Annotated in this window: 21 protein-coding genes; 18 read left to right on the top strand and 3 right to left on the bottom strand. The window is 45.1% G+C overall.

Going from position 1 to position 16,019, the window contains the following annotated elements; genetic code table 11:
* Positions 1–8: 8 nt before the first annotated feature.
* The 13 genes from AC58QM_RS06255 to spo0A all read left to right on the top strand — a co-directional run bounded on the left by AC58QM_RS06255 (position 9) and on the right by spo0A (position 12,386).
* Positions 9–236, top strand: coding sequence for a DUF2273 domain-containing protein (locus AC58QM_RS06255; RefSeq protein WP_310223276.1), 228 nt, complete (start codon positions 9–11; stop codon positions 234–236).
* Between the two features lie 119 nt (positions 237–355).
* Complete coding sequence (gene nusB / locus AC58QM_RS06250; RefSeq protein ID WP_497282278.1) at positions 356–817, top strand: transcription antitermination factor NusB; 462 nt, start codon at positions 356–358, stop codon at positions 815–817.
* Between the two features lie 67 nt (positions 818–884).
* Entirely contained in the window at positions 885–1,751 is an 867-nt protein-coding gene (gene folD / locus AC58QM_RS06245; RefSeq protein ID WP_497282276.1) for a bifunctional methylenetetrahydrofolate dehydrogenase/methenyltetrahydrofolate cyclohydrolase FolD, read from the top strand.
* 7 nt (positions 1,752–1,758) lie between these two features.
* A complete protein-coding gene (gene xseA, locus AC58QM_RS06240; protein ID WP_497282274.1) occupies positions 1,759–3,129 on the top strand; it encodes an exodeoxyribonuclease VII large subunit in 1,371 nt (456 codons plus the stop codon).
* The gene (gene xseB / locus AC58QM_RS06235) at positions 3,116–3,367 is read left to right on the top strand and encodes an exodeoxyribonuclease VII small subunit (protein ID WP_310223283.1); all 252 of its coding nucleotides are present in this window, start codon (positions 3,116–3,118) and stop codon (positions 3,365–3,367) included. The genes xseA and xseB overlap by 14 nt, the downstream gene beginning before the upstream one ends.
* Positions 3,363–4,277 carry a polyprenyl synthetase family protein gene (locus AC58QM_RS06230; protein ID WP_497282774.1) on the top strand — a complete coding sequence of 305 codons (915 nt, stop codon included), beginning with the start codon at positions 3,363–3,365 and terminating at the stop codon, positions 4,275–4,277. The genes xseB and AC58QM_RS06230 overlap by 5 nt, the downstream gene beginning before the upstream one ends.
* A 114-nt stretch (positions 4,278–4,391) precedes the next feature.
* Complete coding sequence (gene dxs, locus AC58QM_RS06225) at positions 4,392–6,284, top strand: 1-deoxy-D-xylulose-5-phosphate synthase (RefSeq protein ID WP_497282272.1); 1,893 nt, start codon at positions 4,392–4,394, stop codon at positions 6,282–6,284.
* A gap of 32 nt (positions 6,285–6,316) precedes the next feature.
* Positions 6,317–7,147 carry a TlyA family RNA methyltransferase gene (locus tag AC58QM_RS06220; protein ID WP_497282270.1) on the top strand — a complete coding sequence of 277 codons (831 nt, stop codon included), beginning with the start codon at positions 6,317–6,319 and terminating at the stop codon, positions 7,145–7,147.
* A 103-nt stretch (positions 7,148–7,250) separates the two neighbouring features.
* On the top strand, positions 7,251–7,703 hold the full coding sequence (locus AC58QM_RS06215) for a hypothetical protein (RefSeq protein ID WP_497282269.1): 453 nt from the start codon (positions 7,251–7,253) through the stop codon (positions 7,701–7,703).
* A 2-nt stretch (positions 7,704–7,705) separates the two neighbouring features.
* On the top strand, positions 7,706–8,155 hold the full coding sequence (gene ahrC / locus AC58QM_RS06210) for a transcriptional regulator AhrC/ArgR (RefSeq protein ID WP_056614653.1): 450 nt from the start codon (positions 7,706–7,708) through the stop codon (positions 8,153–8,155).
* 15 nt (positions 8,156–8,170) lie between these two features.
* Complete coding sequence (recN, locus tag AC58QM_RS06205) at positions 8,171–9,898, top strand: DNA repair protein RecN (protein ID WP_497282267.1); 1,728 nt, start codon at positions 8,171–8,173, stop codon at positions 9,896–9,898.
* 117 nt (positions 9,899–10,015) lie between these two features.
* Complete coding sequence (gene spoIVB, locus AC58QM_RS06200; RefSeq protein WP_497282265.1) at positions 10,016–11,356, top strand: SpoIVB peptidase; 1,341 nt, start codon at positions 10,016–10,018, stop codon at positions 11,354–11,356.
* Positions 11,357–11,588: 232 nt separating this feature from the next.
* Positions 11,589–12,386, top strand: a complete 798-nt coding sequence (spo0A, locus tag AC58QM_RS06195; protein WP_497282263.1) for a sporulation transcription factor Spo0A — start codon at positions 11,589–11,591, stop codon at positions 12,384–12,386.
* A 157-nt stretch (positions 12,387–12,543) separates the two neighbouring features.
* On the opposite strand, the gene AC58QM_RS06190 is transcribed toward spo0A, so the two are convergent.
* Positions 12,544–12,642 carry a YjcZ family sporulation protein gene (locus tag AC58QM_RS06190; RefSeq protein WP_155993479.1) on the bottom strand — a complete coding sequence of 33 codons (99 nt, stop codon included), beginning with the start codon at positions 12,640–12,642 and terminating at the stop codon, positions 12,544–12,546.
* A 246-nt stretch (positions 12,643–12,888) separates the two neighbouring features.
* On the opposite strand from AC58QM_RS06190, the gene AC58QM_RS06185 reads away from it, so the two are divergent.
* From AC58QM_RS06185 to AC58QM_RS06175, 3 genes are all read left to right on the top strand, one after another.
* Entirely contained in the window at positions 12,889–13,989 is a 1,101-nt protein-coding gene (locus AC58QM_RS06185) for an MBL fold metallo-hydrolase (RefSeq protein WP_497282261.1), read from the top strand.
* Between the two features lie 86 nt (positions 13,990–14,075).
* Positions 14,076–14,501 (top strand): hypothetical protein, encoded by a 426-nt coding sequence (locus AC58QM_RS06180; protein ID WP_497282260.1) that lies wholly within the window; start codon positions 14,076–14,078, stop codon positions 14,499–14,501.
* 71 nt (positions 14,502–14,572) lie between these two features.
* Positions 14,573–14,803 (top strand): hypothetical protein, encoded by a 231-nt coding sequence (locus AC58QM_RS06175; protein ID WP_497282259.1) that lies wholly within the window; start codon positions 14,573–14,575, stop codon positions 14,801–14,803.
* A 63-nt stretch (positions 14,804–14,866) separates the two neighbouring features.
* On the opposite strand, the gene AC58QM_RS06170 is transcribed toward AC58QM_RS06175, so the two are convergent.
* Positions 14,867–15,133, bottom strand: a complete 267-nt coding sequence (locus tag AC58QM_RS06170; protein WP_068661976.1) for a hypothetical protein — start codon at positions 15,131–15,133, stop codon at positions 14,867–14,869.
* Between the two features lie 146 nt (positions 15,134–15,279).
* Here AC58QM_RS06170 and AC58QM_RS06165 point away from each other — a divergent pair, with 146 nt between their 5' ends.
* Positions 15,280–15,534, top strand: coding sequence for a hypothetical protein (locus tag AC58QM_RS06165; protein WP_497282257.1), 255 nt, complete (start codon positions 15,280–15,282; stop codon positions 15,532–15,534).
* On the opposite strand, the gene brfA is transcribed toward AC58QM_RS06165, so the two are convergent.
* Positions 15,513–15,731 carry a ribosome rescue factor BrfA gene (gene brfA, locus AC58QM_RS06160; RefSeq protein WP_497282255.1) on the bottom strand — a complete coding sequence of 73 codons (219 nt, stop codon included), beginning with the start codon at positions 15,729–15,731 and terminating at the stop codon, positions 15,513–15,515. The two genes, AC58QM_RS06165 and brfA, sit on opposite strands and share 22 nt — an antisense overlap.
* A 104-nt stretch (positions 15,732–15,835) precedes the next feature.
* On the opposite strand from brfA, the gene AC58QM_RS06155 reads away from it, so the two are divergent.
* Entirely contained in the window at positions 15,836–16,018 is a 183-nt protein-coding gene (locus AC58QM_RS06155; protein ID WP_497282254.1) for a hypothetical protein, read from the top strand.
* The last annotated feature ends 1 nt before the right edge of the window (position 16,019 follow it).

Genomic DNA, 16,019 nt, shown 5'->3' with positions numbered 1-16,019 from the left:
ATCCACATATGTGGAATGAACTATGGGAGTTCCATAGGGGCAAAGTAATCGGAGTGACAGCGGGTATATTCTTCGGTTTTATTTATTTGTTCTTCGGTTTTTGGGATATGCTGATCTTTGGATTTATTGTTCTTATTGGTTTTTACGTTGGAAATAAGCTGGATCGCAAGGAAAGTTTCGTCATGCTGGAAGACATTTGGCGCTATCTCACACAAAAATGGAGAATGTTTCGCTAAAATCCCTGGTTCAACCATGGATTTTTTTGTTTGGATTGGCTCTATTTTGACGTATACTAGGATAAAGAGTTTTTAGGAGAAGGTCGTTTTGCACGAGCGAGACGCTTAGGAGGAAAAGAATGAAACGCAGAATTGCACGTGAAATTGCTATACAAAGCTTATACCAAATCCAAATGAATGAGGCTACTCCTCAGGAGGCTGTTCAAATCGCGATTCATGAAGCTGAACATGATAATGAATCGGAGTTGGATTTCTCCGGAGATAAGATAGATCCGGTCTATATTGTTGAGCTTGTTGAAGGAACTTACAAGAATAAAGTAAGTATCGATGAGTTGTTGGAGGAGTACCTCAAAGGATGGGCAATGGACAGGCTGTCTCGGATTGATCGAGAAGTGCTGCGCCTTGGTGCTTATGAAATGTTGTATCGTGATGATGTGCCGCCAAAGGTCGTTGTCAATGAAGCGATTGATTTGGCTAAGCATTACGGCACGGATGAATCAGGGAAATTCGTTAACGGTGTGCTCGGGAAGATGCTGAAAGAAATTGATGAACTGAAAGAAAAAGTTTTGCGCACGCAGTGAGTTAATCGAAGCAAGTAGCACTTTACTTTCATATAGGTATGGCTTAAATGGCTAAGGGGGAAATAACATGTCAGCACAAGTTATTAATGGGAAAGAACTCGTGAGCTCTATTCGTGAAGAAATCAGATCTGATGCAGCGCAGCTTACAGCGCAGGGAAACCAACCAGGTCTTGTCGTTGTTATTGTTGGTGAAGACGCAGCCTCACAAGTCTATGTTAGAAACAAAGCGAAAGCTTGCGATGATGTCGGCATCTATTCCGAAGTACACCGCCTGCCTGAACAGACGACACAAGAAGAATTAATTGCACTCATCCATGGTTTTAACAACAATCCTCGAATTAACGGCATTCTTGTTCAATCACCATTGCCAAAGCATATCAATGAAGAAGCGGTTGTTGATGAAATTGATCCAGCGAAGGATGTGGATTGCTTCCATCCGATGAATGTGGGTAACCTCATGATCGGAAAAGACGGCATGAAGCCTTGTACGCCGCATGGAGTCATTGAAATCCTCAAGCGGACTGGTGTTGAAATCGCTGGTAAGCATGCTGTTGTTGTGGGTAGAAGTAATATCGTAGGGAAGCCGATGGCAATGTTGTTGCTTCGTGAGCATGCAACGGTATCTGTCGTACATTCCCGCACGCCTAACATGGAAGAGATCACCAAACAAGCGGATATTCTCGTTGTAGCGGTAGGTAAAGCGCATTTGATTAAAGCACATCATGTGAAACCGGGTGCTGTCGTAATTGATGTTGGTATGAATCGCCCTGCTGATGGTAAGTTAACGGGTGATGTTGATTTTGAAGCTGTGAAAGAGATTGCTAGTGCCATTACACCTGTTCCAGGTTGTGTGGGGCCAATGACGATTACGATGCTGCTTCGCAATACAGTTGATGCGGCTAGCCGTGCAGCTCGTGCGAATGTGAGCGTATAGTCAACTTATGGCTAGAAATGAGACGAAGATTTTATCCGTTAAGGACTTAAACCGTTACATTAAGCTATTGCTAGAAGGCGATTCACGTCTCCAGGATGTGTGGGTGCGAGGTGAAATATCTAACTTCACGCATCATTCTAGTGGTCATATGTATTTTACATTGAAGGATGCGGATGGCCGGCTCAAAAGCATCATGTTTGCTTCGCATAATCAGAAGTTGGGATTTATCCCGAAAGAGGGCACGAAAGTAATTGCTCGGGGGAACATTTCTGTCTATGAGCGAGATGGTGCTTATCAATTTTATGTGACGGCGATGCAACCAGATGGCATCGGCAGCTTGTATTTGGCTTTTGAACAGCTGAAGAAGAAGCTCGAAGGCGAGGGGCTGTTCGCGCCAGAGCGCAAGAAACCGATTCCTCGGTTTCCGCGTGCGATTGGCGTGATCACGTCTCCGACGGGCGCGGCCATTCGTGATGTCATCATCACGCTGCAGCGGCGGTTTCCGTCGATCCCGATCTTGCTGTACCCTGTCCTCGTACAGGGTACGCAGGCGGCGCCTTCGATCGTTAAAGCGATCGAAGCTATGAACCGGCTCGGTGAAGCCGACGTGCTCATCGTGGGCCGCGGCGGCGGCTCACTGGAAGAGCTGTGGGCCTTCAACGAGGAGATCGTGGCGCGGGCTATCGCAGCCTCCGCGATCCCGATCATCTCGGCCGTCGGCCACGAGACGGACTTCACGATCGCCGACTTCGTCGCCGATCTGAGGGCGCCGACGCCTACGGCGGCGGCAGAGCTCGCGGTGCCGCACCACCTCGAGCTGAAGCAGCAGCTATCGCAGCAGGCACAGCGCCTGCATTACGGGCTGCTGCAGCAGCTGCGCCGCAAGCAGGAACGACTGGAGCGCGCGAAGCGCTCGCCGTTCCTGACGAACCCCCGCAGGCAGCTGCTCATGCAGCCTGCGGAGCGACTCGACCGGCTGGCGGAGCAGCTCGGTTACCGTATGCGTCAGCGCCTCACGGAGCTGGCGCAGCGTCGATTGAGGCTGGAGCGTCGCTTATCCAGCTTCAACCCAACCGAGCAGGCCGTGATGGCAAGGCAGCGTTTGGATGTATCCAAACGCCAGATGCTCACGGCCATGCAGACCCTCCTGCGTTCGAAGAAGCAGGAGTGGCAGTCCAGCGTCCGACATCTGGACGCTCTCAGCCCGCTGAAGGTCATGCAGCGGGGCTACAGCCTTGCATATGACGAACAAGAGAAGCAACTCGTGAGATCGATAACGCAAGTGAAGATTGGGGATCGGTTATCTATACGTCTTAAGGACGGTAAAATACAATGTCAAGTTTCGGGGATGGAGGCGAACATTGATGTCAACAAGTGAAGCGGAAGTAAGTTTTGAAGTGGCAATCGAGCAACTAGAACGTATAGTAAGTCAGCTGGAAAGCGGCGACGTACCTTTAGAGAAAGCAATTGAATTGTATCAAGAAGGCGTAAGACTCTCCCATTTATGCGGCGTTAAGCTGGAGCAAGTGGAGAAGAAAATTGAGATGCTGGTTGAAGGGGAAGCTGGGGTAACAAGGAAGCCTTTCCAGCCTGTCTTGGAAGATAAGGGGAATTAGTTTGAATAACACGACGTCTAGTATTCATACATATATCGCTTCCCATGCTGAATTGGTTGAAGCCGCATTACGTCAATCCTTGCCTACTGCGTGGGAGGTGCCAAGCTCGCTGCGTGAGTCTATGGATTACTCCCTGATGGCAGGCGGCAAGCGACTGCGTCCTATTATGGTTTTAGCTGCTTCTGAGGCGCTTGGAGGCTCTCTTGAGGCTGCCATGCCTGTTGCTATGGCTATCGAGTGCGTTCATACCTATTCGCTGGTCCATGATGATCTGCCAGCAATGGATAATGATGATTATCGGCGAGGCAAATTAACGAATCACAAAGTATACGGCGAGGCTATGGCTATTCTAGCAGGCGACGCACTGCTTACGCACGCCTTTTTCTGCATTGCGCAATCCCACAAACGATTTGGTGTTCCTGCAGAGCGTGTGCTAGCAATTACGGAAGAACTTGCTGTGCTGGCAGGTGCTCGTGGGATGGTTGGCGGGCAAGCTGCGGATATGCTGGGAGAACAAGGCTTAACGAAATTGGAAGAGCTTACTTATATTCATACACACAAGACGAGCGATTTGATCGTTTTCTCCTTACGTGCTGGCGGACATATTGCTGGCGCGACAGAAGCGCAATTAGAAGCGCTTAGTGAATTTGGTCATGCCTTAGGACTTGCTTTTCAGATTCAAGATGATATTTTGGATATTATCGGCGATGAAGCGAAGCTAGGTAAGCCTGTGAAGAGCGATGAGAAGCAGCAGAAGGTAACGTTCCCTTATTTTATCGGCATGGAAGCTTCTGAACAGAAGGTGAAAGAATTGACGAACCAAGCAAAAGAAGCCTTAATCCGTTCTAATATTCCGAACCCAGAGCGGTTACTTCAGATCGCAGATTACCTAATGAAACGGGACCATTAAGCATATGTTTTAAAGAGACCGTCCTCATCGACAGGTAGTTTTACACGAAATACCCAATTATATGATATAATGGTGAAATCTTAGTATTTTCACATTGAAAGTGAGGAAACAAGCGTGCTGCTCGAACAAATCAATCGGCCTGCAGATTTGAAGCGGTTATCCTTGACGGAGCTTGAAGAACTGGCGGCAGAAATCCGTCAATTTCTTATTGAGAAGCTTTCCGTTACAGGTGGACATCTGGCCCCGAATTTAGGCGTGGTTGAACTCACAATTGCATTACACACCATGTTTCACAGCCCGTATGATAAATTTATTTTTGATGTGGGTCACCAGGCGTACGTGCACAAAATTTTGACTGGACGCAAAGACAAGTTCGATACTTTACGCAAGTACAAAGGGCTCTGCGGATTTATTAAGCGGTCTGAGAGCGAACATGATGTCTGGGAAGCGGGACATAGCAGTACTTCCCTGTCCGCTGCCATGGGTATGGCGATGGCGCGTGATCTGAAAGGCGAACATAATAAAGTTGTTGCCATTATTGGTGATGGTGCGCTGACAGGCGGCATGGCGTTAGAAGCTATGAATCATATTGGTCACGAGAAGAAGAATATTACGGTCATTCTGAATGACAATGAAATGTCTATTGCGCCCAATGTTGGGGCTCTTCATAATTATTTAAGCAAAATTCGTTCGGATCGTCATTATTTGAAAGCTAAAGAAGAAGTTGAATACTTACTGAAGAAAATTCCTGCCATCGGCGGAACGCTGGCCAAAACAGCGGAGAAGCTGAAGGATAGTCTTAAATATTTTGTATTGAATGGTGTTTGGTTTGAAGAATTAGGCTTTACTTATATTGGTCCTGTAGATGGACATAACCTGCAAGTGCTGATGGATACATTGAAACAGGCTGAGAAGGTTCAAGGGCCAGTCCTTATTCATATCGTTACGACCAAAGGTAAAGGCTATAAGCCAGCAGAGAATGACTCTCATACGTGGCATGGCTTAGGACCCTATAAGATGGAGTCGGGGCAAGTACTTAAGTCTTCGGGACCGCCTATGTATACACAAGTTTTCGGAGATACATTAATTGAACTTGGCGAAAAAGACTCCCGTCTTATTGCCGTAACACCAGCTATGCCAGGTGGCTCTGGACTGTTGAAATTTGCAAAACAATTCCCGAATCGGATGATCGACGTTGGTATTGCGGAGCAACATGCGGCTACGTTATGTGCAGGACTCGCGAGTGAAGGCTTGAAGCCGGTATTCGCTGTGTATTCAACGTTCTTACAGCGTGCGTATGATCAAGTGGTTCATGATATTTGTCGGCCAAAATTAAATGTTACCTTTGCGATCGACCGTGCAGGCTTTGTTGGCCCAGATGGCGAGACGCACCAAGGGGTTTATGATATTTCATTTTTGCGTACAATTCCTAACATGGTTTTGATGATGCCGAAGGATGAGAAAGAACTGCGTGATATGATGCAGACGGCCCTTGAATATAACGACGGCCCGATTGCTTATCGTTATCCGCGTATTAATGGTACTGGTGCTAACATTGATGAGGCACCCAAAGCGATTCCTATTGGTACTTGGGAAACTGTGCGTGAGGGAGATTACGCAGCTATTCTTGCAGTTGGACCTATGGTTCAAGTTGCGGAAGAGGCAGCAGCGTTGCTATCACAAGAAGGCATCGAGCTTCGCGTCGTGAATGCGCGATTCATCAAGCCGTTAGATGAAGCTTATCTGCTTCAATTAGCGAAAGAATCCATGCCAGTGATTACGATGGAAGAAGGATCCATTCAAGGTGGCTTCGGAAGTGCTGTCCTAGAGTTTTATGCGGAGAAACGTGTAGTTGGTTTACAAGTAGAATTGATGGGGATTCAAGATTACTTCGTTGAGCATGGCAGCGTGCCAGAGCAACGCGATGAGGTTGGCCTAACGGCCCAAAACCTAATTACGGAAGTGAAGAAACTAGTGCCTCGTAAGGTCCTGAGGGCTAAGGTCTAGTAACCGATTGGAATAGGAGCAACACAACATATATGTCATCGGATAAAGAACGATTAGACTTATTGCTACTAGAGCAAGGCTATTTTGAAAGCAGAGAAAAGGCAAAGGCCGCCATTATGGCAGGCCTTGTTTTTGCGGATGAAGAGCCAGTTGATAAAGCTGGAATGAAAATTAGTCGTAAAGCTGTACTCAAAGTAAAAGGAGCGCTGCATCCTTACGTGAGTCGTGGTGGACTAAAGCTTGAAAAAGCGTTAAAGCAATTCGAAATTGATTTACAAGGCGCGGTTATGTTGGACATTGGTGCTTCTACAGGAGGGTTTACGGACTGTGCGCTCCAAAATGGCGCTGCTTCTGTCTACGCTGTCGATGTTGGCTACAACCAATTGGATTGGTCACTTCGTAATGATGAACGTGTTCATGTGATGGAAAGAACGAATTTCCGTTACACGAAATTGGAGGATTTGAACGGTCCGAGACCAACCTTTGCAAGCATCGATGTATCGTTTATTTCCTTACGGATCATTTTGCCGCCACTGAAGGAAATTTTAGGTGATCAAGGGCATGTCGTCGCGCTTATTAAGCCGCAATTCGAAGCAGGTAGAGAGAAAGTTGGCAAGTCAGGGGTTGTACGAGACACAGATGTACACATTGACGTTCTGACAACGGTACTGTCATTTGCAGAGGAGCTGGGCTTCCGGTTGAAAGGATTGACTTATTCACCAATTACGGGTGGAGAAGGGAACATTGAATTCCTTGCCTACTGGTCGAGTAACGAGAGCGATGCGTCGCTTGCAGCACCAGATTCAATGAAAGCTCTAATCGCAGAGACTGCGCGAGGGTCTCAGAAATTGCATGGCAAATAAACTCATCTTTGTGAACGCCTTTTGCGGCCCTGAGATGGGTTTTTTCACATAACAGAAAGGATTTTCCTGCCGGATTCGCGAATACTATGGCGAGGTGAAGGACATGGAACAAGGCGATGTAAGAGTCATTTTGTTAATCCTGATCGTTGTTGTTTGTATTGTCATTTGGCGATTCCAAAGGTGGCTATCTGGTTCGAGTCGAGGGAGAGTTCGCATTCCAAGGCAGGCCAATATTCCTCAGGATGATGTCGTCGATCTGCTGGAGGCTGCTGGATTTGATGTTCTGGCTGGCAAGACCAAAATCCCTATAACCATGACCATTGGTGATAGAGATCAGCTGGAAAGTCGCTTGTTTATCGATTATTTTGTGCAAAAGGAAGACCAAATGTATCTTGTGAAAGTGGCCAAAGATCGTAAACCACTTGAGATGACAGGGAGCGCTGTGCGTGACATGCTGCTGCCGTACACCCTCATTTATCCTGAGGCACAGGGTATCCTTTACGTTGATATGAGCATAAGCAAAATCAAAAAAATCATTTTTCACATAGAGGTGTAAGGATGAAGGGTCAAAGGCATGTAAAAATTAGAGAAATTATTACAAATCATGAGATTGAAACACAAGATGAACTGGTTGAAGCGCTGCGCGCGGCAGGATTCCATGTAACACAAGCGACTGTTTCAAGAGATATCAAAGAACTCCATCTGATCAAGGTTCCGCTAGATGATGGCAGATACAAATACTCCATGCCGGCAGATCAGCGGTTTAATCCTATGCAGCGGCTTCGTCGTGCGTTAAGTGACCATTTTGTCAGCATCGATTATACCGACAATTTAGTTGTGATGAAGTGTTTACCAGGGACTGCAAATACGATTTGTGCCTTGATTGATAATTTGGAATGGAACGGTGTGATGGGAACCATTTGTGGTGATGATACAATTCTTGTTATTTGCCGCGGCAAAGAGAACAGTGTAACTTTTGTAAATGAAGTCATGTCCTTATTATCATAATTTCAGGAGGCGTTCATGCTTACAGAGCTTTCAATTCGTAATTTAGCTGTTATTGAACATGTACATATTCGGTTTAAGGCAGGTTTTCACGTTTTGACAGGGGAAACGGGTGCTGGGAAATCGATCATCATAGATGCGTTAACACTCATTGTCGGCGGTAGAGGTTCAGCAGAATTGGTGCGGTATGGTGCAGATAAAGCGGAGATCGAAGCCATGTTCGATTTACCAGCCTCACATCCCGTTTGGCATACGCTTACAGAGCTTGGAATTGAGGCCGATGCTTCCGAGCATCTCATCATTCGTCGGGAGATTACGGCTACAGGTAAAAGCTCAAGTCGCATTAACGGACAGCTAGTAAATATGACGATGCTGCGCAAGACAGGTGAGTGGCTCGTTAATATTCACGGTCAGCATGAGCATCAGTCTCTACTTCATGTGGACGAGCATATTCACTCGCTTGACCTATTTGGAAGTGCAGAAATAGAATTAGCGAAAGCGACGTATCAATCGAGCTACGACCAGTACATGAAGCTGCAAAAAGAGCTGAATGATCTACAGGAAACGAGTAAGCAAGCTTTGCAAATGTTAGATCTGTATCGGTTTCAGATTGACGAAATATCCGCTACCAAACTCAAGATTGGTGAAGATGAGTCCTTAGCTGAAGAGAAGCGGAAGCTGGCGAATGCAGAGAAGTTGTATCAAAACTCCTCCGAGGCTTATGATTTTCTTTATGCAACGAACCGGGGATTAGATGCGGCAGGGAAAGCCGTCTCACGTTTGCAGGATATTGTTCAGTTAGATCCGACTAATCTAAGTCCTCTTTTAGAACAGGCGCAATCGGCCTTTTATCAATTAGAAGATGCCGCTTATCAGATCAGAGATTATCGTGACGGCATTGAATTCAATTCCTCCCGGCTTGATTTTATTGAACAAAGATTAGATACCATCACGTCTCTTCGGCGAAAATATGGAGAGAATATTAAAGAGATCTTAGCTTATCTCGAGAAGATCAAGAATGAAGTCGATACGATCGAAAATAAAGATGAAATCATTCGTAAATTAGAAGATAAGCTTGCACTTGCTGAGAAACAAGTTGGCCTGCATGCTTTGGACTTATCCAACCTTCGTAAGGGGATTGCGAGCGATCTTTCCGCTCAAATTGAACATGAATTACGTGATCTACAAATGGAACGCACACAGTTCCGTGTGCAGATTGCCCATATTATCGATGATCGCGGTGTAGAGGTGGACGGCAATAAGGTTCGCTTTTCCAGACAAGGGATTGATCAGGTTGAGTTCTTGATGGCACCTAACCCAGGAGAACCTTTGCGTGGACTTAGTAAGATTGCTTCAGGTGGTGAGCTCTCTCGTATTATGCTCGCCATGAAAGCCATTTTTGCACGTATTGATCAAATTCCAGTACTCGTATTCGATGAGGTTGATACAGGGGTAAGTGGACGCGCGGCGCAAGCCATTGCTGAGAAAATGTCCGTTCTTTCGCAGAGCTGCCAAGTATTCTCCATTACGCATCTGCCGCAGGTTGCAAGTTTTGCTGATGTTCATTTCTACATTCGAAAAGAAGTGGATCATGAGCGTACGTTCACGCGGGTTCAAGATATGCCAGATGCTGGCCGGATTGAGGAGTTGGCGAGGATGCTTGGCGGTGTAGAAGTAACAGAAACAACGCTGCATCATGCGGGAGAAATGCTTACCATGGCAAAAAATAAGAAAGCAAGGGTATGAAAGTATAGATAGTCATCATTTACAGTTATAAAAGAGAGGGACTGGGGTTAACTTATAGGTACGCATTTGACGAGTTGTTCGTCAGGGCTCAAGGAATCTTGAAGGAGCGTGTTGATAGTGCAATCCAACAAAAGAAAAAGATTGTTCGGACTCTTGCTCGTCTTCTTCGTTTGCTTGGTCAGTGTGTCCCCGCCTTTTCAGAGCTTTGCCTCCTTCCCACAGGAACTCCGTTTATTTAGTGGACAAGGAAAGCAGCTTCAGCTAACGATGCCGGTCAGTGCCCAGGTTACGGTCAAGGATACGGATATTGTGAAGGTAAATGGCAACGCCAAGCACTCATTTCAAGTTAATTTGAACGAACCCATTTCTCTGCAATCCGATCATTCCGGACAAACGGAAATGAAGCTCAAGCTATTTGGAGCCATTCCAATCAAAACTGTCAAAGTGAATGTCGTACCTGACTTAAAAGTAATCCCAGGGGGACAGACGATCGGTGTTAAAATTAAGTCCGCGGGTATTCTGGTCGTTGGTCACCATCTCGTGACGGTTGCCTCCGAACAGAAAGTTTCACCTGGGGAAGAAGCAAAAATTCAAGTCGGCGATTTAATTACCAAAATTAATGGCAAGGATTCTAAGGATGTAAGCAAGGTCGCAGAGCTAGTGGCCAAATCGGGCGAAAGTAAGAATCCGCTTGTTCTGCAAATTTTACGAAATAATCAAGAACTTGTTGTCAAGCTGCAGCCGGTGTATGACGTTGTAGATAAGTCTTATCGCTTAGGATTGTACATTCGTGATTCCGCGGCAGGTGTTGGAACATTGACCTTCTATGCACCCGATCAAGGCGTCTATGGGGCTCTTGGACATGTTATAACAGATATGGATACCCAGACACCCATTATTGTAGGCGATGGTGACATAGTCTATTCGAATGTTACTTCGATTTCCAAGAGTCATAACGGAGATCCGGGTGAAAAGCATGCTACACTTTACAAAGACAGTAAAGTGATTGGGAACATTGAACGAAATACGGCTTTCGGCATTTTCGGGAAAATGTATGGTGCCCCGGATCATAGCTTAGATAAAGAAGCGATTCCTGTAGCTTTTGCTGAAGAAGTGAAGGAAGGGCCGGCGCAAATCTATACGGTGCTCGAAGGACAGAAGGTTGAGAAGTTTGATATCCAAGTGGTTCACGTATCCAAACAAGACGTACCAGGTACGAAAGGTATGGTTATTAAAATCACGGATCCTCGTCTCTTAGATAAAACAGGTGGTATTGTACAGGGGATGAGCGGAAGCCCAATTATCCAGAATGGCAAATTGATCGGGGCGGTCACACATGTGTTCGTGAATGATCCAACGAGCGGCTATGGATGCTTCATCGAATGGATGCTGCAGGACTCGGGCATTATCCTTCGTCCAACATCTGGAGAGATTAACAAAGAACTAAAGGTGAGCTAGTGGCCTTTAGTTCTTTATTTCTTTTTTACCAGATGCGACAGTGAAATAGCGAGTTTAGTGACTTCGTGTCGAAAAATGTTGGAATCAGAAGATAAATATTATATTATATAAGAAAGTCAAACAAAAGAAAAGAAAAATAATATTCGACAGAAGGATTTTAAAATGAGCTGTCGAATAGCTTACTTAAGAGAGAAAATACCAACTTGTTTAGTAGCTAAAGGAGGAAATTCAGTTGCAAAAAATTCAGGTGTTACTTGCAGACGATAACCGAGAATTCACCCATTTATTATCAGAGTTCATTGGTGAGCAAGAGGATATGGAAATTATGGGCGTTGCGTATAACGGTAACGAGGTCCTTCGGTTTCTGGAGCAACAGCGTGAGCTACCCGATGTTCTCATTTTAGATATTATTATGCCTCATCTAGATGGACTTGGTGTTCTGGAAAAAATGCGAGAAATGAATCTTCCTTCACAGCCCAAAATCATCATGCTAACAGCTTTTGGTCAAGAAAATATTACACAAAAAGCTGTGCAGCTGGGAGCTTCCTATTACATATTGAAACCATTTGATATGGAAACACTCACGAATCGTATTCGTCAGCTTGCAGGAAATTCAGCAACAACAACAACGACAAGCTCAACGCCGCGTGCGAATGTTGTGCATATGCCAAAAGGTAAAAATTTGGATGCCAATATTACAAGTATCATTCATGAAATTGGTGTACCTGCACATATTAAAGGTTACCAATATTTACGTGAAGCGATTACGATGGTTTACAACAATATTGAAATCCTAGGTGCAATCACGAAAACGCTCTATCCGGCTATTGCCGAAAAATATAAAACAACACCTAGCCGCGTTGAACGTGCGATCCGTCACGCGATTGAAGTCGCTTGGACGCGCGGCAACATCGACAGCATCTCCTTTATTTTTGGGTACACGATTAATATCTCGAAATCTAAGCCTACAAATAGCGAATTTATCGCGATGGTGGCAGATAAGCTCAGAATCGAGCATAAGGTGTCTTGAGACAGTTAGAATCAATGAAATATGTGTAACATATATGTGAGAAGGGACGCTCAACGCTGAGCGTTCTTTTTTCATTTGTTCATCAGCTGCGGGGGGCGCAGAGGGAAGCAGAAAGACTACCTAGAAGGTCTAGGTAGTCCTCCTGTATTGTTTTAGATTACCAAACAAACGCGCTAGTGATAATAACCAACAAGATGAAAAGTACCAACACAGCAGCTGCAGACGTTCCATAACCTACGCCAGTTCCACAACTCATTCGAATCAACCTCCAATAGATATTTGGTTTGTGTTTCGAGATAGCTTATGACTATTTCGGCGGAATGTTTGGGCGAAACGACTGATTGTGCTAATGTCCCTGTCCGCTGAAATAATTTTGGAGCCCATGAAGCGCATCCTGAAAAATTGGAACCAAGGGATAAGTTGTTACGTTATTACATCGTAGCTTATTCTTTCTTGGATGAGAATGTGTAAGCAGAACAGAGATTACATGGAGGCAACGAGGATGTTACTAACGGTAGGAATTATTGTGGCTTTGGTTGGTGTCTATTACTTATTTATGAATGTGTATCCGATTTTCGGTCGAAAGCCTTCAAGGGATGAGATGAAGAAGTTTGCGAAATCACCTCAGTTTGGGCTAGATAAGTTTGAAAATCCAGTCCCGGCGATGATGAATATGAGCTTTTCAACGACACTAGGGATTTTGCGCGATATGATCAAAGGAAGCCCGAATCGACGTCCAGCGTCCTCCTTGCCGATGGATAAGCCCCATTTCAAAGGGAATGGGGATACAAGCGTTACTTGGTTTGGTCACTCGGCTAGTTTACTGACAATTGACGGCAAAGCTTTGCTGCTCGATCCGATGTTCGGGCGAACACCGTCACCCTTTCCTTGGTTGGGGAAAAATAGGTACAGCAATGGTATTCCTTTTGAAATTGCGGAACTCCCTCACATCGATGCTGTAATTCTATCCCATGATCACTATGATCATTTGGATTACGGATCTATTATGAAAATAAAAGATAAAGTGAATCGCTTTATTGTGCCGCTGGGTGTTGGCGGTCATCTCATCCGTTGGGGCGTACCAGCGGCCAAGATTGAGGAGCATGATTGGTGGGAGGAGTTCACTTACGAAGGTTTAGAGCTAGCCTGCACGCCTGCTAACCATTTCTCGGGACGTAGTGTGAATGACCGCGGTGCAACCTTGTGGTGTTCGTGGGTAATCAAAGGAAAACAGTCCAACATCTATTTCAGCGGTGATAGTGGGTATACGACCCATTTTAAACACATTGGGGATAAATATGGCCCTTTTGACCTCACCCTAATGGAATGTGGTCAGTATGATGAGCGTTGGGCGGATATTCACTTGATGCCAGAGGAAACCGTTCAAGCGCATCTTGACGTGAGAGGGAAGGTTATGTTGCCCATTCATTGGGGTGCCTTCACATTGGCTATTCACGATTGGAATGATCCTGTTACTCGTGCAGTAAGAGCTGCTCAGGAGAAAGGGGTCAAGATTGTGACTCCACTTATTGGGCAAACCATCACCTTGCGGGGATCCGATATAAGCAATTACACAAAAGGGGATTGGTGGGTGCAGGCTTAGTTCGATCTGAACTGGCTAGTAGGGTTTCCACATGGTATTATGGATGAGGTTACTAGATAGAAGTGAGCAGGAGAGAAGAAGAGTCTATGTCGGAACAAAAAAGTGTGCGGAAATTTCATTTCCTAGCCGTGTTGCTGGGAATAGCTATCGATAATATCGGAACGATGTTGTCGTCAGGATTGATTGGGAGTTTGTATTTTGCAAACCGTCCTACGTCGGATCAAGATGTAAATGCCATATATGCTAATGCAGGTCTATTACTCTTATTTCTTGTCGTTGGCTTGTTTTGGACGTTCTTAGGTAGTTATTTCACTGCAAAAGTAGCCAAACGCGCCGAACTTTTCAATGCAGCAATCATAGGGGTCATTGGAGCCGGGATTGGATTTGATTCCATATTAACGCAGGATATGATCCCGCTTTGGTATGAGTTGATCGGCTTAATAGCCATCGTTCCCGCGTCACTCTTAGGTGGATATCTGGCGTTGAAGAGAAAGAAAACATCGCAGTCTTAAGTACGTGCTAGTAAAGATAAATGCCTTTCAGTTGAGACGACGAGGGTGAATGGTAGTTAGGAGGTGACAGTATGCCGAAGTTCGCAAATGAGAGTGAAGAAGCTACGGCTTTTCTGCGGAAACAAACAGGCAGCAGTCAGTTAGTATGCTATACGTATATCGATGCTGATGATAGTTCGGACAGCTTTTTCATTGTTAAAACGACCAACAAGGTCATTCATGTCTCCTTTGCTGAGATTACGTATGACCCAAGGAATTACCAGAGTTTACTAGAAGGACTCTATCGAGTTATCTACGAGTAAACAGCATGTACAACAAGGAAACCCCCTTAGCCATCAGCTAAGGGGGTTTCCTTGTGTTGTTAATTACTTAATGAACGTTAAAGCTTGGTCGGCAATCGAATACTTGTAACGGTCAAGACAGTTGCACAGGTAATCTTTGCGGCAAATTGGGCATGGCTCTTTCATCAATCGGTTCAAGTCGGTTACTCGGCCGATACCTGTTTCTGCGTCTCTTTCAAAGAATAGACGGCATTTGTTGCGGTCTTTCAAAGACACAACGACTTCGAAGAGACCATTCTTTTTATTATCACTCACTATTGTTGCATCAACTACTTGCGGATCGTAGGCCATATGTATTTCCTCCTAAGAGTTTGCTCAGTATCTGATATAACTACTTCGCAAATTCATAAATTAGCATGCTTACACTTTGTTAGCTCGGTTGCATTAGTATATTATATAAATAAAAAAGATTTTATTCAATAGGAGGTCATTTAGACATGATCATGGACTATTGTGAACAGGAAATATCTGAGGGGAAGACGTACTTACACATCGGCCTGCAGTTTGAAGATGAACCTGATTCGTTATATGTTGCGGAGTTAGAAGTAGATGAGCACGGGGTTGTCAGGAGTTGGCAGTTATTTTTCAACGGGTTTGACTGTAAATATACGTTCCGACCATCGGAAAGGGAAGAAATGATCCATTTTGCTGCTCAGCAGGGGATCACGATTCAAGAGGATTTAGAAAAATAAAAGGAATCATCGCCATGTGAATGGTTCAAATTCCTAGATTTGTGTTTATTATGTTGTTTGGCTTGCAGTTCTATACGTGTAGGTGTTGTCTTAGTTACTGGATTCGTTCCGAACCAGTGTAAGCGATTCATCGTAGGATCTAATTTTCCTTCCCGTAAACTGCGTTGGCGAAGCTTTTGTGCTTGAGATCGAGACATGATAATTCCTCATTTCTATTTGAATGTTGTGATACTTCTATTTTAACAGGTGATAGGTAAGAGGCAATGGAAAGTTTAGTTGATAACGAAAAAAGGGGAACAGCATGCGCATTCAAATCCAATTAGCGATAGATGGCGAAACGAAGAAAACGGACGTACTTGAGATTGCTGAGCACAAGCTGGGTGAAATGACAGATGACGAAATTGAACAAGCGATTGAAGTGAAAATTCGAACGTGGGTAGATCGCATGGTTCAGGTGGAGTGGGAAGTGATCGAAGAGGAGTAAG

Source organism: Paenibacillus sp. J22P165, assembly GCF_059692015.1.
This window is presented reverse-complemented; position numbering and strand designations above follow the sequence as displayed.